This is a genomic window from Corynebacterium stationis (genome assembly GCF_001941345.1).
In the GTDB taxonomy this organism is placed as follows: Bacteria; Actinomycetota; Actinomycetes; order Mycobacteriales; family Mycobacteriaceae; genus Corynebacterium; species Corynebacterium stationis.
Genome location: NZ_CP009251.1, coordinates 1,715,879 through 1,736,223, shown reverse-complemented (window position 1 = coordinate 1,736,223; position 20,345 = coordinate 1,715,879). Strand labels below are relative to the sequence as shown.

Sequence of the window (20,345 nt, the reverse complement as noted above, 5' to 3'; positions counted from 1 at the left end):
GCTATTTTCCTTCCTTGGCGAGGTTGTTGCGGGGAATACCCTCTGCGCGTGCGGTCTCTAACAAGGCTTGCGCATCATCGGTTTCAAACCATTGACGGAAAGACTTCTTCGGCGGAATTGCAGTATTGCGGCCTTCAGACCAGCCGCTCATAAACAGCGGCAGGGATTCAATAACCCCATTAAAGCCACCCAAAATGCGCCCTGCAAAGACCATACGCGTGATTTGATTCCACAAGAAAGGATGCTTCCAGGCTTGCTCTACTACCTTGAAAAGCTTCGATTCCACAGGCGGGGTCGCATGGGTGACCTTCTGGTAGCGGTTTTCCAAGATGACATCGGACAGTGGGATCTTCACTGGGCAGACTTCATCACAGCGGCCACACAAAGAGCAGGCATAAGGCAAGCTTGCTGATGGATCGTTATGGTCTTTCATGCCCGTCAATTGCGGGGTTAGCGAAATACCGATGGGGCCTGGGTAGACCGAACCATATGCGTGGCCCCCCGCGCGTTCATAAACGGGGCAAACATTGAGACAAGCAGAACAACGAATGCACTTTAGCGCCTGGGAGCCAATCTCACTCGACAGCGCCGCGGTACGGCCATTATCCAACAGCACAATGTGGAAATTCTGCGGGCCATCGCCTTCCGTAACACCTGACCAAATCGAGGTATAAGGGTTCATCCGCTCGGCGGTGGAAGAACGCGGTAGCAGTTGCAGAAAAACTTCCAAGTCTTGGAAAGTCGGCAAAAGCTTTTCTATGCCCATCAGCGTAATCAACGTTTCTGGCATCGTTAAGCACATGCGCCCGTTGCCTTCTGACTCGATGACCGAGACATTGCCGGTCTCAGCAATACCAAAGTTGGCGCCCGAGATAGCAACCTTGGCCTTCATGAACTCCTCGCGCAAGAACAACCGCGCGGCTTCTGCCAGCTCTGGCGGGTTCGACGACAGGGTCTCGTCGGTATGAGGCATCTTGTTGATAAAGATATCCCGAATCTCCGCGCGATTTCGGTGAATGGCAGGAACCAAGATGTGCGAAGGCATATCATCACCCAGTTGCACAATAAGCTCTGCTAAGTCGGTTTCGCGAGCATGAATGCCGATCTCTTCCAGATGTTCATTCAATGCGATTTCTTGCGTAGCCATAGACTTCACTTTGACGACATCCGTTTCACCGGTCTCGCGAATCAAATCAGCAATGATTTCATTGGCTTCTTTGGCATCGCGCGCCCAGTGCACAATGCCGCCACGCGCGGTGACGGCGTGTTCAAATTGCTCCAAGAGCTCAGGCAAACGCGCTGCAACATCTTCTTTGATGCCTGAGCCGGCATCGCGCAGATCTTGCCAATCGTCAATCTCATCAACCGCATGCTGGCGCTTGTTGCGAATGGTTGTCGTTGCATGCAGAAGGTTGCGCCGCTGCGTAGCGTTGTTTAGGCCCTCATGGGCTGCCGGTACGAAGCTTTTCTTGCCGCGGAGGTTGCCGTAACCTTCTGGTGCGCGGGGTGGAGTGGTGTCTAGAAATGTAGCCATTAGAGCATCTTCTCCCTCGAGTAAATAGCAGAATTAGGCGTCCACGGGTGTTGTTTAGTGGACGCGAGGATTTCTGACATGTGGATAGCGCGGACGCCGGCTTGCTGGCGTGACAGTGAGCCTCCGATATTCATCAAGCAGGAAGAGTCACCACCGGTGACATATTCAGCACCGGTTTCTTTCACGTGGCGGACTTTATCCGAGACCATAGCCTGCGAGGTCTCAGCGTTTTTAATAGCAAAGGTACCGCCGAACCCACAGCATTCTTCGGAATTGGCAAGTTCAACGAGGTCGATGCCCTCCACTTCACGGAGAAGTTGATATGGCTTGTCAGCTAATTTTAAAAAGCGCAGACCATGGCAAGAAGGATGGTAGGTGACCTTGTGTGGAAAGAAGGCGCCCACGTTGGTAACCCCTGCGATATCGACAAGAAATTCCGGCAAGTCCAAAGTCTTGTGTGAAGCCTTCTTGGAACCGTCGACATCCGCAGCTGAACCAAAGCGATCCGCGAGGCGAACGTGCTGCTCGCGTACTGCACCGACGCATGAACCAGAGGCAGCGACGACATAGTCAATGGATGGATCCGCAAAGGCATCGTTATACGTGCGAATCATGCCCAGGGCTTCTTTTTGATAGCCAGTATTGATGTGCATCTGCCCGCAACAGGTTTGTTCCTCGGGGAAGACAACTTCGTGTCCTAAACGCGCGAGGATAACCGCGGTTGCTTTGTGTGCATCCGGAAACAAGGAGTCTCCGATACACGTTGAGAAAAGTGCGATACGCAATGTGTTGCTCCTTTAGTCCCTCACTTGTGCGCGCGGCATGGGGTCCCGCGTACGTGCGATAAAACGAGTTTGTTTCGAAGGATTGTGCTTTTCATGCTACTCGCATTTCCGGCACAATGGGCGAGTTTAATCGAAAGTAAACTCGCTCTGGCCTGCGCTTATTCCGCAAGGCTAGTGTTGCGGAATTCTTTCTGTCTATCCGACCACCGGCGCCATAAAGCTTAGGACGTTGGACTGAAGGAAGACCAAGACGCACAAAAGGATGAGGAAGAAAATGGAGTAGCCGACAACCGACTTGAAGATCTTCGACTCTTCGCCTTCCATCTCTACTGCCGTGGCGGCAATGGCCAATGACTGTGGAGAAATCATCTTGCCGGTGACACCACCAACGGTGTTTGCCGCAAGCAGCAGGTCGGGGTTGATGCCGATGTTATTAGCGGCTGTGACCTGCAGCTTGGAAAAGAGTGCGTTGGCAGAAGTATCAGAACCCGTTACCGCGGTGCCGATCCAGCCCAGCAGCGGTGACAGGATAGCGAAGACGCCACCTAGTGCAGCGAGGTATTCACCCATGGCGACGGTTTGGCCGGAGTAGTTCATGACATAGGCCAAAGCCAGCACCAATACGATGGTCAATGCTGCCCATCGCATGCGGTATGCGGTATCGGTAAAAGCACCCCAGACTTGCTTCGCCTTGAGCGGATAAGCGCCATCGTCATTGAAGATGCTGTAGATGATGGCAACCACCAAGCCAGCGATGAGGAGCAGGGAACCAGGGTTACTGATAAGAGCAATGGAGTAGCGAGTACCCATTACTTCTCCATCGGTATCTGCCAGCGTGCCGGTAAGCAGCGGCCAGTCGAACGCGACCGTGGCCTTTGCCAACAGCCCCGGCAGCCAGGAACCTAAGTTGGCCAGACCGAAGATAATCGTCACAACGGCATAAGGCATCAGCGCCATCCAGATGCGGCGACCTGGAAGGTCAGCATCGGCTTCATGCGGGCCAACATTCATGCGCTCACGCAGTTCGGGAACACCCTTGGGGTTCCACACACGCAGAAACAGGAATGCTGCGCCGAGCGAGACGATACACGCAACAACGTCAGTGAGCTGGTATGCAAAGAAGTTCGATGCCGCCCATTGTGCGATAGCGAAAGACAAACCGATGACAAAGGCCGCAGGGGCAGCTTCTTTCACGCCACGCATCCCGTCCAGGATGAACAGAATGATAAATGGCACGATAAACGCCAGAAACGGTGCTTGGTGTCCGACGATGGCAGCGATATTTTCTGTCTGCTCGACAGTTCGCCCACCGACTTCACCCGCGGTAGTAATCGGAATTGCAACCGCACCGAAGGCAACAGGTGCAGTATTTGCAACCAGCACGGCAGTTGCCGCACGCAGCGGCGGTACGCCAAGGACCAAAATCATGGTCGCGGTAATCGCGACCGGAGCACCGAACCCTGCCAAAGCTTCCAGCAGACCACCGAAACAGAAAGCAATCAAAATGGTTTGGATACGGATATCGCCTTCACCGAGAATGTCGAAAGTGCGGCGGAGATCTTCGAAGCGTCCTGAGGCGACGGTGATTTCATAGAACCAAATCGCCATGACAATCACGAACACAATTGGCAGGAAGCCAAAGAGTGCACCGCGGCCAGCGGATGAAAGTGCCAGATCGATCGGCATGCCCATGCCGAACAGTGCAACGAGAATGGATGCTAAAAGCGCTACTGCACCAGAGGTGTGCGCGCGGGCTTTAACACCCAAAAGCATCACGAAAAAGGTTAAAAGGGGAAGGGTTGATACCAAAGCAGTTAGACCTAGGCTGCCACCGATGGCAGCGGTATCGATTGCGAATCTCTCCATTGTGTTTTCCTTAAGTCAGGAGGACGAAAGCCATAATCACATGTGATCGCCTACACTTTATCGCTTTTGCAGGGGCAATATTTAGATTTTGAAGCAAAGATTCCCTTTTCCCTTCGCGGCATATTCACACGCTGCCGAAGCGTCCCCGCGTTTAACACATTGTTATCTTTTCCTACCCCAATAAGGAGTGCATTACCCCTGGTATTTTCCCCTAAACCAGCACCGGTGCCGACATTGGGACCAATTGGTTAAATCCCGTGCGCGGGTCTTCGGGGAACTTACTTGAGTAGTCCGGCGGGCGGTGCGATAAACTACGGTGCTATGACACCAGCTGATTTATCCCTTTTGCTCAAAGAGACTGCCGTGCAGGTCTTTGAAAGCCACGATTTAGATACCTCCGTATTGCCGGAAGCCGTAACGGTTGAACGTCCGCGTAACCCTGAGCATGGCGACTACGCCACCAACGTTGCTTTGCAGGTCGCGAAAAAGGCTGGAGTAAACCCTCGTGAGCTAGCAGAATGGTTGGCTGAAGCTCTAGCGAAATCAGATGCTATCGACGTCGCTGAGATCGCAGGCCCTGGATTTTTGAATATCCGCCTAGCTGCAGCAGCACAGGGTGAAATTGTTTCCCAGATTGCAGCTGCGGGTAGTGCTTATGGCAATGGCAAAGCCATGGCCGATGTCAAGGTCAACTTAGAATTCGTCTCCGCGAACCCAACCGGACCTATCCACCTGGGCGGCACCCGTTGGGCAGCAGTGGGCGACTCACTGGGACGCATTTTTGAAGCGGCCGGTGCAACTGTTACCCGCGAGTACTACTTCAATGATCACGGCGGACAGATTGACCGCTTCGCGCGTTCGTTGGTGGCTGCAGCTAAGGGCGAGCCTACGCCAGAAGATGGCTACGGAGGCCAGTACATCCATGACATTGCTGCAGCTATCGTGGAACAAAAGCCAGACGCGCTCGATGGTGCAGCAGAAGAAGTTCAAGAAAACTTCCGCTCCCTTGGCGTGGAGATGATGTTCGCGCAGATTAAGAAAGACTTGCACGATTTCGGCGTGGACTTCGACGTCTACTTCCACGAAAACTCGCTCTTCGAATCGGGTGCCGTCGACAAGGCCTTGGAGCAGCTGAAGTCTTCTGGTCAGATGTATGAAACCGAAGGCGCGTGGTGGCTCAAGTCCACCGATTACGGTGACTCCAAAGACCGCGTGGTCATCAAGTCTGATGGCAATGCTGCATATATCGCCGGCGATATCGCCTACGTAGCTGATAAATTCGACCGTGGCCACAACCTCAACATTTACATGCTGGGCGCAGACCATCACGGTTATGTGCCACGTCTGAAGGCTGCGGCTGCGGCATTGGGCTACAACGCTGAAGCCGTTGAAGTGCTTATTGGACAAATGGTCAACCTCCTGCGCGATGGTAAGGCTGTCAAGATGTCCAAGCGTGCCGGCACTGTTATCACCATGAATGACCTCGTTGAGGCCATCGGTGTTGACGGCGCGCGCTACTCATTGGTTCGTTCTTCTGTGGATCAATCCATTGATATCGACCTTGGCCTGTGGGCTGCGCAATCTTCAGAAAACCCCGTGTACTACGTGCAGTACGGACACGCACGTTTGTGCTCTATCCATCGCAAGGCCGAAGAAATCGGCGTGACCTCTGAAGCTGCTGACCTCGCTTTGCTGACCCATGAGCGCGAGGGCGACCTCATTCGCACCCTGGGTGAATTCCCAGCTGTTGTCGCAGAAGCTGCAGAGCTGCGCGAGCCACACCGCGTCGCTCGTTATGCTGAAGACTTGGCATCTGTATTCCACAAGTTCTACGACCAGTGCCAGATTTTGCCTAAGGCAGGCGATGCGGCAGAACCAATCCACGCGGCTCGTCTGGCGCTTGCGCAGGCTACTCGCCAAGTACTCGCTAATGCTTTGGGCATGGTGGGCGTCTCAGCACCGGAGAAGATGTAAATTTTATGGCTGATTTCAATGAACTACCAGCACACGTTTGGCCACGTAACGCCCAGCGCCAAGAAGATGGGGAAGTAACCATCGCCGGGGTCCCGCTTTCAGAAATCGCTGAAGAGTTTGGCACGCCAGTCATGGTCTTTGACGAGGACGACTTCCGTTCGCGCTGCCGCGATATGGCAGATGCTTTCGGCGGTGCAGACCGCGTGCACTATGCCTCTAAGGCATTTTTGTCCAAGCGGATCGCCCGTTGGGTCAATGAAGAAGGACTTGCGTTGGATGTTGCATCGTTAGGCGAGCTCCAGATCGCTTTGGCCGCGGAATTCCCAGCTGAGCGCATCACTGTCCACGGCAACAATAAGTCCGCGCGCTTTTTACAGGCCTGCGTTGATGCCAAGGTTGGCCACGTGGTGATCGACTCTGCCGACGAACTCCAGCTCCTCGATCTCGTGGCAGCCAAAGCGCAGCACGTGCAGCCAGTGCTGATTCGCGTGACCCCGGGCGTTGATGCCCATACGCATGAGTTCATTGCAACCAGCCATGAAGATCAGAAATTCGGTATCTCCCTGGCTACCGGCGATGCCTTCGAAGCAGCTAAAGCCTGCTTGCGTGCTGAGAACCTCACGCTGGTGGGACTTCACTGCCACGTTGGCTCCCAGGTATTTGATGCCGAAGGTTTTAAACTTGCCGCCGAGCGCGTCATGGGGCTGTACAGCCAAATCCACAATGAGCTGGGCTACACGCTGCAAGAAATCGACCTGGGCGGCGGCTACGGTATTCCTTATACCGCCTATGAGTCCCCATTGGATATCAAATCTGTATCGCAAGACTTGCTGTCGGCAGTAGCTCGCACTGCCGAAGAGCTAGGCATTACTCCACCCACCGTGTTGGTCGAACCGGGCCGCGCGCTAGTTGGCGCCGCAGCGGTAACTGTCTACGAAGTAGGCGTTATCAAAGACGTCACCACTGGCGATGCAGAAACCCCGCAGCGCCGCTACGTGGCTGTCGATGGCGGCATGAGCGATAACATCCGCCCCGCGCTCTATGGTGCCGAATACGACGCGCGGATCATCAACCGCTACACCGATGGCGAAGAAATCCCAACGCGCATCGTGGGCTCGCACTGCGAATCAGGCGATATCCTCATCGATAACGTCCAACTGCCCAACGATGTCAAGGCAGGAGACTTCCTCGCCACCGCAGCAACGGGCGCTTATAGTTATTCGATGGGCTCGCGGTACAACGCAGCTGTTCGCCCAGCAGTAGTTGCCGTGCGCGCTGGCATGATCAAACCTATGTTGCGTCGCGAGTCTCTCGATGACTTGCTCTCCTTGGAAGTAGATTAAGAATCTTCTTTACTCGGTGATATTCGATACCCCACAGCATTAGCCAAGCTGTGGGGTATTTTATTCAGTTTTGGCGCTAAAAACGACATTAGCAATTCTAAAGCAGCCTTAGCTAGACTTATATTCGCTTCATTTCGATGTGGACCCGGGTGCTGCTGAGCCTATTAATACTGGTGGTGCCACTGTGGGGCAGAGTTACTCGGATCTACATGCGCCTTTAGTCCAGCCCAAGGGCTGAAATAGACCGCTCGTTCTGTATGATGGTCATGGAATGAAATATAAATCCCACTACACGTAATTTTGGAGAGTACGCATGTCTTCGACCGTCCAAGAACTTAACCGCACCGGCAAGGGCGAAGGGCAGCCAGTAGGCGTTGCACTGTTGGGCTTCGGCACCGTTGGTGCGGAAGTCTTTCGTCTCCTGACTGAGCATGCCGATGATTACACGCACCGCATCGGTGGACCCGTCGAGGTTCGCGGCATCGCTGTGTCAGATCTTGCGAAGCAGCGCCCTGGCGTTCCTGAAGAGCTGCTCACTGATGATGCGCGCGCCTTGATCGCACGTGATGACGTGGACTTGGTTGTGGAAGTTATCGGTGGCATCGATTACCCGCGCGAATTGGTGCTTGATGCTCTCAATGCTGGTAAATCCGTTGTCACCGCCAATAAGGCACTTGTTGCCGCACACGCAGACGGTCTAGCAGAAGCAGCAGATGCTGCGGGTGTGGATCTCTACTACGAGGCTGCTGTTGCGGCCGCCATTCCTGTCGTGGGTATGCTGCGTCGTTCCTTGGCTGGCGATCACATCCAGCGCATTTCGGGCATCGTTAATGGCACCACCAACTTCATTCTGGATGCGATGGAGTCGACCGGTGCAACTTACGACGACGCACTGGCAGAAGCTACTCGCCTGGGTTATGCAGAAGCTGACCCAACCGCCGATGTTGAAGGCCACGATGCAGCCTCCAAGGCGGCAATTATGGCATCGCTTGGTTTCTACACCCGCGTGAATTTCGAGGATGTGTACTGCGAAGGCATCTCCAATGTCACGTCTGAAGATATTGCAGCAGCAAATCAAGCTGGCTACACCATCAAACTTCTAGCTATTTGTGAGCGCTTGACCCGTGAAGACGGTACCGAAGCGGTCAATGCGCGCGTGCACCCCACTTTGGTCCCGAAGGAACACCCATTGGCTACTGTCTCTGAGTCTTATAACGCGATCTTTGTTGAAGCCGAGGCTGCAGGTTCCTTGATGTTCTACGGAAATGGTGCTGGCGGATACCCAACCGCATCTGCAGTAGTGGGCGATATCGTTGGTGCCAGCCGCAATATTGTCTACGGTGGCCGTGCACCGGAGGATAATACCTACGCTAAATTGCCTATCGCTGACGCTGGCGAGGCTCTGACCTGCTACCACATCGATATGCAGGTCGATGAGCGCACCGGTGTGCTCGCAGCTATTTCCTCTGAATTTGCTAAGCAAGGCGTTTCCCTGCGCACCGTGCGCCAGGAAGGCTCTGAAGAAGGTGCACGCCTAATTGTGGTTACTCACACGGCCCGCGAATCCGCTTTGCGCAAGATTGTCGAGACCTTGACTCAGCTGGATGTGGTCAAGGAAGTTAACTCTGTCCTACGTCTTGACAGCTAGTGCGGCAAGCACAGCTAAGATAGTGCAATTATGAGTACTGAATTAGAAGTAGGCACCAAGGTAGTAGTCTCCGTCCCGGGCTCTTCCGCGAACCTGGGCCCAGGCTATGACACCTTAGGCATGGCAGTATCTATCTATGACACTGTTGAAGTAGAGATCATCCCATCAGGTCTTGAGGTAGAGATCTTTGGCGAGGGCGAAGAAGACCTGCCACGTGATGGCTCGCACCTGGTGGTCAAGGCGATTCGCTCCGGTCTAAATGCAGCGAATGTAGATGCACCAGGTCTGCGCATTGTCTCCACGAATAACATTCCACAATCTCGTGGTTTGGGTTCTTCAGCTTCTGCGGCAGTTGCCGGGGTAGTAGCCGCCAATGCTTTGGCTGGCTTCCCGCTCGATACTGACCAGATTGTGCAGCTGTCTTCGGCCTTCGAGGGCCATCCGGACAATGCTGCGGCATCTGTGCTGGGCCAGGCGGTTGTCTCGTGGACGACTATCCCAGTCGACGGCCGGTCCCAACCGCAATACAAAGCTGCGCAGATTAAGGTGCACGAGGATATTCACGCCACCGCGTTGGTGCCGAATTTCCACGCATCGACCCAAGCTGTGCGTCGCGTGCTGCCTTCGCACGTCACTCACGGTGATGCGGCGTTTAACGTCTCGCGCACTGCAGTGCAGGTTGCGGCTTTGCAAAGCTACCCAGAATTGCTGTGGGAAGGTACCCGCGACCGCTTACACCAGCCGTACCGCTCCGATGTACTACCGGTTACTGCGGAGTGGGTTAACCGCCTACGCAACCGCGGTTACGCAGCGTACCTTTCCGGTGCAGGTCCGACCGTGATGGTTTTACACACCGAGCCTATCGATGCCGAAATTCTCGACGACGCCCGTGCCCAAGGCCTACGCGTTATCGAACTCGATGTCGCCGGTCCGGCTACCGTCGAGGTAACGCAAGCTTAATCGCGAGCTACCCACACGGCACCACATAAACAAAGCTCCGATTCTTCCGATAATTAATTGAACTGACCCCCGAAAGTTAGACTGGGTTTAGTTTACCCCTTGTAGTGTTCGATGAACGGCATGATTTCGATATTCCATTGGAGTCATGCCGTTTAGTCGTTCTTGCCGGCGTTGTGTGTTGTACCAGGTGATGTAATCATCTATTTCAGCGATCAGGGCGTCGACACTGTGGAAGACTTCGCCGTGAAACATTTCAGCTTTGAGATGGCCAAAGAAATTTTCCATCACTGCGTTGTCGTAGCAGTTGCCTTTACGCGACATTGACTGCACACCGTGATGCTTTCCAATGAGATCACGCCAACTGGAATGCTGATACTGAAATCCTTGATCGGTATGCACTATGAGCCCTTTAGCTGGCTTTTCTAGCTCAAAGGCAGCTTTTAAACTCGCAGCTGTAAACGCCGTCGTCGGTGACGTAGACACCGTGAAACTTATAATCCGACGGTCACACAGGTCCATAAGCGGAGATAAATAGACTTTGCGGTTTGCTACCCGAAACTCAGTGACGTCACTGACCCACTTTTGATTCGGCTGGTCGACATCAAACTCGCGATTTAACAGATTCTCAGCAATGTTGCTGCTGTGTCCTTTAAAAGAATTGTAGCGTCGCCGACGACGTATCTTCGATGCCAGACCTTGCTGCTTCATGAGTTTATAGACCAGCTTCTTGTTGACCACTGTGCCCATATGACGTAGTTCTATGCACATACGGCGGTAGCCATAGCGTTGCCGAGACTGGTCAAATATATCCTTGATTGTCTTCTTCAGCGGTGCGTATTTATCTGGCTCATTAAGTCTGGCTTGGTGATAGAAATAGGTCGACCGTGCCAGACCCGCGGCTAAAAGTAGATCGTCAAGGCGGTACTGCGACTTAAGGGTGACAATGACTTGAGTTTTTAGCCGTGCCCCTGATTCCTTAAGTCCCGCAATTTTTTTAAATAAGCATTTTCGGCACGAAGCTTTTCAACTTCACGACGAAGTTTCGTTTCCTCAGTCAGCGGCACCGGTATCGCACTGTTGGTTGGACGGCCCTTCTTCTTTGGTTTTAGCCCGTCGTATCCATCTTTGCGAAATGCACGGACCCAAGTCCTAACAAGTTCGCTGGAGCTTAAGTTGTACTGCCGGGCAAGAGCCATGTATGTCTCGCCTGCTAGAGCACGATCAACAATGCTCTTTTTCGTCTCAAAGGAGTAGAACTGCTTCGTTGGTTTTTCCACAAGACATAGCCTGCCATGTAAGGACCAACGACGAAATAGGTGGCGCACAACTTCACGACTGACTTTCAATCGATTTGCTGATGCGGCATACCCGTAGCCTTCCTCAAACAGCTCTACCAGGTGAAGTCGTTGAGAAGGCGATAGTGAACTTCGTACACGCATAGAAAACTCCCCAAAAATTGGTGTCTGATTAATCAGTCCAACTTTCAGGGAGCAGTTCATAATCGTTGAAGAATGGGAGCTTTCCTGCTGTTTCAGAAACTAAAAAGGGATCGCCAATTTACCCAACCAGACCGGGTGTCTTGTCGGGGTGTGCGTGATTGCCGCTTTTCGGCGAGGAGGCAGTTAGATGAGGTCCATTGCCCCCATGCTGCTCAAGTCATGTGAATTGCTCACAAGCTTCCCACCTGGGGTGTGCAGGCGGACTTTGCCGCGGTGGCGTCGCATCCTCCCGCGACTAGGCTTGCCTTTTCCTCGCTTGTTTTTCTTTTCTGCGACCCGGGATTGCCCGGGTCACTGTCGTCGTTGACGCCGTTGTGGTCCTTACACAGCATCGTCAGATTCGATGGCTTGGTATGCCCGCCGTGTTTATGGGCGTCGATATGGTGGACTTGGCACCTATCGGCTGACACATTGCAGTCCGGCCATGGACAGACTAGGTTCTCTGCCATGGCGAGGGTGCGGAGCTTGTCGGATGCGAACCGTGCTTCGTAAAGGTTGACCGGCCCGGCGGTGGGGTGGAAGAGCCCGACGTAGAGCTTGTCACCTAAAGCGCCTTCCATCGCGGCGTTGATGAACTCTGCGCCAGTCATGGTCGTGCCATCGGATAAAGCGACGATGACTTCGTCGCCGGCACCGCAGGAGACTTTGGCGAAGTCATCGAGACCGATAACAATCACGGTGCGGTATTCGGGGCGGATGAGCCCGGTGCCGTTGCCGTCGACTAAGTCCCAGAAAGGTTCCAGAAGGGCTTCGGAGCGTGGCTGGTCGTCGTCTTTGATGGCGGCGTCAAGCGTCTTTTCTAAATCAGTTATGCGGCGTTGAGTATCGGTGATGCTAATGGTGCGTAGGCCATCGATAGCGCGGCCCACGCGCACGCCGCGTTGCTTTTGTTTGTCGCCGCCCTCTTCGGTGACACGCTTCTTGCCGTGTGCGTCAACTTCGTCCAACGTGCCTTTATGCGCGATGAGTTCTGCGCGCAGTTGCCAGGCAGCACCGCGGGTTGTGGGTTTCTTGGCGTGTTTGTTAACCAGCTCTAAGTATTCAAGGCTTAATTGCCTCGCTTCAGCGAGTGCGACAGCATCGCACTGCACCTTGGGAGAAGCAGCCGGCCCAAAGAAGACTGTGGCTAATCGGGTGTATTTTCGTGCGGTATTTAGTGACATCAGGCCACCGGCTAAGTCATGCGGGGAACACTGATAAACATCGCGGAGGATGGTTACTCCGCTGGTAGTGAAGAGGTTTAATATTTGTTGTCCATTCATAACTTCGACACTAAGACGGATACGCGAGCCCGCGCTAGGGGGAGCTCAAAAATCTGTGGGTAACTACGTTGACACGTCACGCAACTGCCAAAGTTATTCACAGGCGAGGCCTAGAGGACGTGCACTCTTAGTGCTGATATACCCGAACCCTGGAGGCGTCAATAGTGCAATCGACTTCCTTTAAGGAATCTAGCGAGGCATGCAGAGCACTGGACGCCGTCACCGGCACGGTGATGAGCTCATTGCCTACGCGCACACTCACGCGCAGCTGAGTAAGGGAGTCAGCTGTAACTGAGTAGATGGTGCCGCGAATTGTGCTTCCGGCAGAGCCTTGGTCTAAAGGCTCGAGGTGTAGCTGCACATCTTGTGGGGAAAATACGGCTGTGGCCTGGTTGCCAGCGGCCTGATCATCCGCGCCAGGGGTGATTTCCAAAACCCCATGGATGTCTTGATTGTGTGAATTGATCACTGCGTGCCCGTTGGCATCGACGGATTGGATGGTGCCGTTGAGGCGGTTAAGCCCAGCAAGGTCTGCGACAAAAGCAGTTGGTGGGACGTTGAGAATCTCACTGGTGGGGCCACATGCGATAACACGCCCGCCCTCTAATACCGCCATGTTGTGAGACAGCCCAGCGATGTCCAGTGCGTTGTGGGTAATCATCAAGGTGGTGCGGTCCGCGGAGGTCGCGTGCAAAAAGCGGCGCCAGCGCGCAGCGGAAGCGACATCGATAGCTGCCAGCGGCTCATCTAAAATCAACGCTTTCGGCTTAGCCGCCAGAGCACGCACCAAAGCGACTTGGGCAGCTTGACCACCAGAGAGCGTGGCCACACGAACGTGACACAAAGGAGCAAGACCCGCTGCTTGAAGAAGTTCATCAGTCACGGCGGAATTTTTGGTCACCATCGTTATCGCCTGGTGGACACTGGCCGTCTTCGGCAGCCCGGGATTTTGCGTTAGTAAGACTACTTTGGTGTGGTCATGCAGCTGGAAATTGCTTGAAGTTAAACGCCCTGCAATCAAACTCACCAGCGTGGTTTTACCAGAGCCATTCATCCCCACAATCGCGGTGGTTTTATTCGCCGGAAAGCGCGTGGTCGAGCCATTGGATGTCACGGCAATTTCGGGGCTGTCGCCTACCGAACGCGTTAAAGCTCGCAGCTTATCGATGTCCATATCGTCCAAAACATGTGCGCGTTGGGAAGCGCGGCGGGTAAATAACATCGGTAAGCCTGCGACCACTAAGCTCAGCACCGCGATACCGATGAGAATCGCAGACAGTGCATACGCATTTTCAGCACTGACCTCGCGCTCTAAGTAAATCCCTAAAGGCAGGGTGCGGGTGACGCCAGGCATGGACCCTGCGAAAGTAATGGTGGTGCCGAATTCCCCGAGCGAACGAGCGAAAGCTAAGCCCACGCCTGTGACGATAGCCGGCAAGATTGTCGGTAGCGTGATGCAGCTCAAAATGGTCCACTGGCCAATCCCGACACCACGCGCAGAGGCCGTGATTTCAGAATCAATCTGCCGCAAAGCTGAATCGACCGCGACCACCACAAAGGGCAAGGTCACAAAGACATGCGCGGCAACGACCCCAGGAAAAGCGAAAGCGAACTCCCACCCAAAGAAATTCAGCACCGGCGCGAGTAGGCCACGACGGCCAATAAAAGCGGTCAATGCCAGACCAGAGACCACCGGTGGCATAGCCAGCGGCAGATAGACCAAAAGGCGCACGGCCGCCGCACCTCGCCGCAGCTGCGACAGCCACAGGGCGAGGGCGGTGCCTAAGAGAGTGGCTATTGCTGTGGACCAAGCTGCTGCAGACAACGTCGTCTTGAGCAGCTCGATGGTGCTTGGGTCTTGAGCTATAGCTGCGAAATCCTCCCAGGGCACCCGCAGCGCCAAAGCAATAACCGGAAAGACGATATATCCGATAGCGATGATTCCAATCGCCACGAAAAGCGCCGGTACTTTGTGCGTAACAGCCTTTAGCTGCGAAGAAATCGGGGTGGACGTTTGCACGCCCGCGGATGAAGCCGGGCCAGACAGGGAGGAAGTCATGAGATATTAATCTTCTGGGGTAAAGCCGTATTCTTTCCAGACCTTATCGAAGTCATCAGCCAACAGGTCCAGCAATTGCTGTGCGGATTCTGGATTCTCAGACTCAGAGACGACCGCTCCGAAAATACCATTGGTAAATTCCTCAGCGCCTTCGATCTCAATGACCTCAACGGTGTCACCAGCAGCTGCCGCGTCGGTAGCGTAGACCCAGCCAGCATCTGCTTCACCGGAAGTAACCTTGCCCAACACGTCTGCTACCTGGTGCTCAAGGGAGTCAGGGGTGATATCCAGACCCTTAGATTCAATGATTGACTCAGAGACAGTGCCACACGGTACCTGTGGGTCACAGAGCACAAAGGTGCTTTCATCGGTGATGTCCTCGATCGAGTTGATGTTGCCAGGGTTGCCAGAAGGCACCACCATGACCATCACATTCGATGCCAACTGAACCGGATCGTTGACGACGCCAGCTTCCTTAGCATCATTCATGTTCTTTTCGTCGGCGGTGATCAACACGTCGCCCGGTGCGCCATCGACAAGCTGCTGAACGAGTGTGGAAGAGCCTGCATTGTTGATAAACAACCCAACTGGTGGCTCAAGCTCTGTGGCTTGCTTTTTCAAGTCATCATTGAAGACACGAGTGGATGATGCCGCGAGCAGATTCAGCTCCACGCGATTTTCCAGGGCCTCCGAGGTGCTTGCCTCATCCGAGGAATCTGAGCAGGCAACCAGCGCTGCGGTCAGCGACAAGAGAGCGAGTCCAGATAGCACGCGGCTTTTCATCATTTATCTCCAATTTGAACGGGATTATTCGTGTTTAGAAACAAGACCAGATTAGCACGTACACCCCTGGCTAAATGGGCAGATAGCCTGCTTAGTTAGGTCAACCTTGATTGTCAGCAGGCCAGGACTGAGTAATATTAATCACAGACTTGTGCTGGTGGTTTTCAGCATTCGACGACATCGGCATCTACTTGAAGAAGGACCCCCATGACTACTGCTTTTTCAAACCCGGCCCATGCCCACGATGGCACTTGCTCACATGGAGAGGTTCCCAACCAGGTGCTGCGAGCCCTGCGCGCTGAAATCGCAGGCGATGATGTGCGCACGCGTTTGATTGACCGCCTGGCCTATGCCAGTGATGCCTCGCATTATTACCACGTGCCCAAAGCGGTTATCGTTGCTTCTGATATCTCCGAGGTAGCGCATGCTTTCCGCATCGCGGCAGAGAATAGTTTGCCCATTACATTGCGCTCGGGAGGCACCTCGTTGTCGGGACAAGCTAGCGGTGAGGGCTTGCTTGTCGATGTCCGCCGTGGCTTTCGCACTATGACGGTCGAAGAAAAGGGACGGATTATTCGGGTGGGGCCTGGGCTTACTGTCTCCCAGGTCAATGCGCGGCTGTCACTGTATGGGCGCAAGCTAGGCCCGGATCCGGCGAGTGAATCGGCTGCGACTATCGGCGGGGTAGTTAACAATAACTCTTCCGGCATGGCGTGCGGTACGGAATTTAATACCTATCAAACCCTGCGCGGGCTGACTTTAGTGCTTGCCTCTGGGACGATTATTGATACCGGCGCCGATGATGCCGATGCGCAGCTCTATGCCAAGGAACCGCAGCTAGCCGAAAGGCTGATGCAGCTCCAACGCCGCGTGAAAGAGAATCCAGAATCCGTGGCGATTATTCGCCGCCACTTCGCTATTAAAAACACCATGGGCTACGGGCTAAATTCCTTTTTGGATTTTGAAGGCCCTGCGAAGATTTTGGAACACCTCGTTGTGGGCTCTGAAGGCACGCTGGCTTTTGTCGCAGAAGCAGTCTTTGAAACTATTCCGGTGGCAAAGCTTGCGACTACGACTGTGGCGGTGTTTTCGGACCTCAACAGCGCGACTTCGGCGTTGCCACAACTTGTAGATACTGGTGCTGCCACCTTGGAGCTCATGGACGCAGCATCTATCAAAGTCGGCCAAGGCTTTGATGATGCACCAGCATCGATCCGCGGCTTCGAAGTAGACGCCCAAGCAGCCCTGCTGATTGAGTACCACGCGCACACCGCCGAGGAGCTCGCAGAACGTGAACATACAGGGCAGAAGCTGCTGCGTGAGCTAGAGATGTTTAAGCTTTCGGCATTTTCTACTGCCGCGGCTGATCGCAATAGCGCGTGGCAGTTCCGCAAAGGCCTCTACGCCAAGGTGGCCAAAGCACGTCCCAGCGGCACAACGGCCTTATTAGAAGATGTCGCCGTCCCAGTGGAGCGACTGGCTTCTACCTGTGCTGGTTTGCAGGAGCTTTTCGATGCCAATGGCTACGCCGACGCAGTCATCTTCGGCCACGCAAAAGACGGTAATATTCACTTCCTGCTCACCGACCGCTTCGAAGGCGAAGACAGCCTTGGGCGCTATAACAACTTCACCGATGACATGGTGGATCTCATCTTGGGTGCCGAAGGAAACTTGAAAGCTGAGCACGGCACCGGCCGCGCGATGGCACCTTTTGTCCGCCGCCAATACGGCGATGAGCTCTATGAAGTCATGCAGGAGCTGAAAAAGGCCATCGACCCGCGCGGGATTTTAAACCCCGGTGTCATTCTGGATGAAGACCCCACGGCGCATATTAGCAATATCAAGCTCAACCCCAGCGTGGAAGAAGAAATCGATACCTGCGTCGAGTGCGGCTATTGCGAGCCCGTGTGTCCATCGAAGGACTTGACGCTGACCCCGCGCCAGCGCATCGTGGTGCGTCGCGCGCGTGCCCAAGCGGAGCACCAAGGTGACTTCATCACGGTCACCGAGCTGGATAAAGACTATGAATACATGGGCAAGCAAACTTGTGCCGTGGACTCGATGTGCCTGCGGGCGTGTCCTGTGGGCATTGACACCGGCAAATTTATCAAGCGTTTGCGCCGCGAGGACGCCAACAAGGTTGAGCAAACCGCCTGGAAAGGTGCAGCACAGGGCTGGTCCGCGGTGAATCGGGGCGCATCCATTGCCTTGAGCGGAGCACACCGTTTGCCCACGTCGCTGGTTCAGGCAGTAACAGACGTTGGCCGGAAACTAGTTGGTACAGAAACCATGCCGCAGTACCAGCCAGAATTGCCCGGCGGTGGTCATCGACGCTCGAAACTCGGCGGCATCGTGGGTGATAAGAACGCCGAAGTTCAGGCCATTTATGTTCCGGCCTGTGTCAACGCGATGTTCGGTCCACAAAAAGGCGGGATGGGGGTCACGCAGGCTTTCATCGCGCTGCTTAAGCGCGCCGGGGTGGCGGTAGCAATTCCGGAGGCCATCGACTCGTTGTGCTGTGGAACGCCGTGGACATCGAAAGGCATGGCAAATGGCCATGAGGTTATGCAGCAGCGGGTTCGCACAGTGCTTGTCGATGCCTCCGGCGGCGGCAAACTGCCCGTCATCATCGACGCATCAAGTTGTACTGAAGGATTTATCGCGATGCTCGAAGATACTGGCATAACCGTGCTGGACTCGATTGCTTTTACTGCTTCACATCTGGCGAAGCAGCTCACCGTGGCTCATCCGGTGGATTCGGTGACTATTCACCCGACCTGTTCCTCGCAGCATTTAGCTCTCATGCCAGCGATAGAAAAAGTCGCTAACTTAGCGGCTAACGAGGTGGTCATTCCGTATAGCTGGGGTTGCTGTGGCTATGCCGGCGACCGCGGCATGCTGCATCCAGAGCTCACCGCGAGTGCCACCGCGCGCGAAGCAGCTGAAGTGGCAGGGATTGATTCGGAATATCACGTGTCTTCAAACCGCACGTGTGAGCTAGGGATGACGCGGGCAACCGGCAAGCCTTATCGCCACGTGCTCGAACTTTTGGAAATAGCTACGCGGTAGGAGGGGCGCCAAACGCGCCCTTATTGCCTAGCGGTCCTAGCAGTCCTAGCGGTATTCTCGGGTTTCCGAGAAGATTAGGAAACCCGGGTAAACTTGATGTGGTATTCGCGTGGTTCTTCCTTGAGGTATTCCAATTCGAACTTCTCCTCGCGGGCTTCGACTTCGCGCAGCAAAGGCACTGGATTATGAGGAGCAACCAGGATCAAAGATTCTCCGACCTGGCGGTTGCTCAATGCGCCGTGAATGGCACCGTGGCGGATGGCATGTCGGATGAGGCTCGCCTGCAGGGTGGGAATTTCCTCGACCTTGTTGGCCTCAGTGAGGTTAAGTTCCATGAGCGTGGCCTTTTCTACTCGTTCTTCTCGGGGTATTTTTTATTACCCCATCCATCCTAGAATGAGCATTAAACACGGATCCACTAGTAAATAATCTGTCCCTCAATCGGGGTTAATGATCAAGCTTGGCACAGCGGACGTTCTCTGAGGCCGAGGAGATATAGGCATCCGCTTCTTGGCGAGTGTCGTAGTCTTGTTCTTCGCCGGTGCCTTCCGCCTCGATGATCCGTCCGGCTTGGGCTAGAAGGCGTCGCACGGATTGATTGCGGGGGCTGCCTAACTGGTCGAAGGCGTTTTTAAGTGCGGAGGTTCGCCAGATTCCGCAGAGATTTTGCAAGCTACCATCTTGACTGCGAATAAGCGCTACGCCGGCGCTTGAATCAGCGGTGATGGCGGCAAAAAGGCGGGGGAGAATCTGCGGGGAATCCGGGGCATCAACCGGTAACGTGGCGATGAATTCTAAGTCGGGGTGGCGGTGGAGGAGATATTCAAAACCTGCGTGGATTCCTGCGACGGGGCCGCCAAAAGGCGGTTGCTCACACGTTAAAGGCAGACCCAACTCACGCGGGGAGACCACCACATAATCAGTTGCAGAGGGCAACTGGGCGATGAGACGGTCGACGAGCCTTACCCCGTGTACTTTAACGCTGGCCTTGTCCACGCCACCCATTCGCGTGCCTTGACCACCGGCAACCACAATCGTGGCTAAGCGTGGCTGTTGAGCCTGGTTCGCCGTCTGGTTCATTGTGGAAGCTCCCGTGACCAATCGCCAGAGCGACCCCCAGACTTCGCGACAATGCCGCAACGGCGGATAAATGCGCTGCGGTCTACACCTTTGACCATGTCAATAATCGCGAGCGCTGCCACGTTGACCGCCGTGAGCGCTTCCATCTCCACGCCGGTGCGGTCAGCGGTGCGCACCGTAGCTTCAATAAAGACATGGTCCTCTAAGATTTCTACATCTACCTTGGCCCCGTGCACGCCAATCGTGTGCGCCAGCGGCAGCAATTCCGGCACCTTCTTTGCTGCGGCAATGCCAGCGATGCGCGCGACAGCTAAGACATCGCCCTTCGGAACAGTGCCTTCGCGCAGGGCTTGAAGCACCTCAGGCGAACACGCTACTTCTCCTTGCGCAGTTGCTGCCCGCACCGTCGGCGTTTTTTCCGTGACATCGACCATGTAAGCATCGCCGGCATTATCAAGGTGGGTAAATTTCATGGACAACCTT

14 protein-coding genes and 1 pseudogene are annotated in these 20,345 nt (G+C 54.6%); 5 read left to right on the top strand and 10 right to left on the bottom strand.

Annotation, left to right across the window (positions count from 1 at the left end; all coding sequences use genetic code 11):
* Nucleotide 1: 1 nt before the first annotated feature.
* The 3 genes from CSTAT_RS08030 to CSTAT_RS08020 form a co-directional block, all read right to left on the bottom strand.
* A complete protein-coding gene (locus CSTAT_RS08030; protein ID WP_066794775.1) occupies nt 2-1,534 on the bottom strand; it encodes a lactate utilization protein B in 1,533 nt (510 codons plus the stop codon).
* Entirely contained in the window at nt 1,534-2,319 is a 786-nt protein-coding gene (locus CSTAT_RS08025; RefSeq protein WP_066794773.1) for a (Fe-S)-binding protein, read from the bottom strand. Before CSTAT_RS08025 ends, CSTAT_RS08030 begins: the two co-directional genes overlap by 1 nt.
* A gap of 195 nt (nt 2,320-2,514) precedes the next feature.
* On the bottom strand, nt 2,515-4,185 hold the full coding sequence (locus CSTAT_RS08020; protein ID WP_075723044.1) for an L-lactate permease: 1,671 nt from the start codon (nt 4,183-4,185) through the stop codon (nt 2,515-2,517).
* Nucleotides 4,186-4,506: 321 nt separating this feature from the next.
* Between CSTAT_RS08020 and argS the strand changes: the two genes are divergently transcribed.
* From argS to thrB, 4 genes are all read left to right on the top strand, one after another.
* On the top strand, nt 4,507-6,159 hold the full coding sequence (gene argS, locus CSTAT_RS08015; RefSeq protein ID WP_075723043.1) for an arginine--tRNA ligase: 1,653 nt from the start codon (nt 4,507-4,509) through the stop codon (nt 6,157-6,159).
* A gap of 5 nt (nt 6,160-6,164) precedes the next feature.
* Nucleotides 6,165-7,502, top strand: coding sequence for a diaminopimelate decarboxylase (lysA, locus tag CSTAT_RS08010; protein ID WP_075723042.1), 1,338 nt, complete (start codon nt 6,165-6,167; stop codon nt 7,500-7,502).
* A 313-nt stretch (nt 7,503-7,815) separates the two neighbouring features.
* A complete protein-coding gene (locus CSTAT_RS08005; RefSeq protein ID WP_066794766.1) occupies nt 7,816-9,150 on the top strand; it encodes a homoserine dehydrogenase in 1,335 nt (444 codons plus the stop codon).
* Nucleotides 9,151-9,180: 30 nt separating this feature from the next.
* The gene (gene thrB, locus CSTAT_RS08000) at nt 9,181-10,110 is read left to right on the top strand and encodes a homoserine kinase (RefSeq protein WP_075723041.1); all 930 of its coding nucleotides are present in this window, start codon (nt 9,181-9,183) and stop codon (nt 10,108-10,110) included.
* A gap of 87 nt (nt 10,111-10,197) precedes the next feature.
* On the opposite strand, the pseudogene CSTAT_RS13310 reads toward thrB, so the two are convergent.
* The 4 genes and pseudogenes from CSTAT_RS13310 to modA form a co-directional block, all read right to left on the bottom strand.
* A pseudogene (locus tag CSTAT_RS13310) lies at nt 10,198-11,396 on the bottom strand (IS3 family transposase); the annotation flags it as partial.
* Between the two features lie 383 nt (nt 11,397-11,779).
* Nucleotides 11,780-12,871, bottom strand: coding sequence for an HNH endonuclease signature motif containing protein (locus CSTAT_RS07985; RefSeq protein WP_244892807.1), 1,092 nt, complete (start codon nt 12,869-12,871; stop codon nt 11,780-11,782).
* Nucleotides 12,872-12,998: 127 nt separating this feature from the next.
* Nucleotides 12,999-14,930 (bottom strand): ATP-binding cassette domain-containing protein, encoded by a 1,932-nt coding sequence (locus CSTAT_RS07980; protein ID WP_083640772.1) that lies wholly within the window; start codon nt 14,928-14,930, stop codon nt 12,999-13,001.
* Nucleotides 14,931-14,936: 6 nt separating this feature from the next.
* Nucleotides 14,937-15,713 (bottom strand): molybdate ABC transporter substrate-binding protein, encoded by a 777-nt coding sequence (modA, locus tag CSTAT_RS07975; protein WP_083640771.1) that lies wholly within the window; start codon nt 15,711-15,713, stop codon nt 14,937-14,939.
* A 207-nt stretch (nt 15,714-15,920) separates the two neighbouring features.
* On the opposite strand from modA, the gene CSTAT_RS07970 reads away from it, so the two are divergent.
* Nucleotides 15,921-18,782, top strand: a complete 2,862-nt coding sequence (locus CSTAT_RS07970) for an FAD-binding and (Fe-S)-binding domain-containing protein (protein WP_083640770.1) — start codon at nt 15,921-15,923, stop codon at nt 18,780-18,782.
* Between the two features lie 74 nt (nt 18,783-18,856).
* Here CSTAT_RS07970 and CSTAT_RS07965 read toward each other — a convergent pair whose 3' ends face one another.
* The 3 genes from CSTAT_RS07965 to moaC all read right to left on the bottom strand — a co-directional run bounded on the left by CSTAT_RS07965 (nt 18,857) and on the right by moaC (nt 20,335).
* Nucleotides 18,857-19,117 carry a DUF2249 domain-containing protein gene (locus tag CSTAT_RS07965; RefSeq protein ID WP_075723039.1) on the bottom strand — a complete coding sequence of 87 codons (261 nt, stop codon included), beginning with the start codon at nt 19,115-19,117 and terminating at the stop codon, nt 18,857-18,859.
* Nucleotides 19,118-19,229: 112 nt separating this feature from the next.
* Nucleotides 19,230-19,862 carry a molybdenum cofactor guanylyltransferase gene (gene mobA / locus CSTAT_RS07960; protein ID WP_075723038.1) on the bottom strand — a complete coding sequence of 211 codons (633 nt, stop codon included), beginning with the start codon at nt 19,860-19,862 and terminating at the stop codon, nt 19,230-19,232.
* Nucleotides 19,859-20,335, bottom strand: coding sequence for a cyclic pyranopterin monophosphate synthase MoaC (gene moaC, locus CSTAT_RS07955; RefSeq protein ID WP_066794755.1), 477 nt, complete (start codon nt 20,333-20,335; stop codon nt 19,859-19,861). The genes mobA and moaC overlap by 4 nt, the downstream gene beginning before the upstream one ends.
* Nucleotides 20,336-20,345 lie beyond the last annotated feature (10 nt).

Bases quoted from the DNA above. Each gene is read 5' to 3' on its own strand.
- thrB (WP_075723041.1), top strand. From the start codon at position 9,181: ATGAGTACTGAATTAGAAGTAGGCACCAAGGTAGTAGTCTCCGTCCCG.
- mobA (WP_075723038.1), bottom strand. From the start codon at position 19,862: ATGAACCAGACGGCGAACCAGGCTCAACAGCCACGCTTAGCCACGATT.
- CSTAT_RS08020 (WP_075723044.1), bottom strand. From the start codon at position 4,185: ATGGAGAGATTCGCAATCGATACCGCTGCCATCGGTGGCAGCCTAGGT.
- CSTAT_RS07985 (WP_244892807.1), bottom strand. From the start codon at position 12,871: ATGAATGGACAACAAATATTAAACCTCTTCACTACCAGCGGAGTAACC.
- argS (WP_075723043.1), top strand. From the start codon at position 4,507: ATGACACCAGCTGATTTATCCCTTTTGCTCAAAGAGACTGCCGTGCAG.
- CSTAT_RS08030 (WP_066794775.1), bottom strand. From the start codon at position 1,534: ATGGCTACATTTCTAGACACCACTCCACCCCGCGCACCAGAAGGTTAC.
- CSTAT_RS07970 (WP_083640770.1), top strand. From the start codon at position 15,921: ATGACTACTGCTTTTTCAAACCCGGCCCATGCCCACGATGGCACTTGC.
- CSTAT_RS07965 (WP_075723039.1), bottom strand. From the start codon at position 19,117: ATGGAACTTAACCTCACTGAGGCCAACAAGGTCGAGGAAATTCCCACC.
- CSTAT_RS08005 (WP_066794766.1), top strand. From the start codon at position 7,816: ATGTCTTCGACCGTCCAAGAACTTAACCGCACCGGCAAGGGCGAAGGG.
- moaC (WP_066794755.1), bottom strand. From the start codon at position 20,335: ATGAAATTTACCCACCTTGATAATGCCGGCGATGCTTACATGGTCGAT.
- lysA (WP_075723042.1), top strand. From the start codon at position 6,165: ATGGCTGATTTCAATGAACTACCAGCACACGTTTGGCCACGTAACGCC.
- CSTAT_RS07980 (WP_083640772.1), bottom strand. From the start codon at position 14,930: ATGACTTCCTCCCTGTCTGGCCCGGCTTCATCCGCGGGCGTGCAAACG.
- modA (WP_083640771.1), bottom strand. From the start codon at position 15,713: ATGAAAAGCCGCGTGCTATCTGGACTCGCTCTCTTGTCGCTGACCGCA.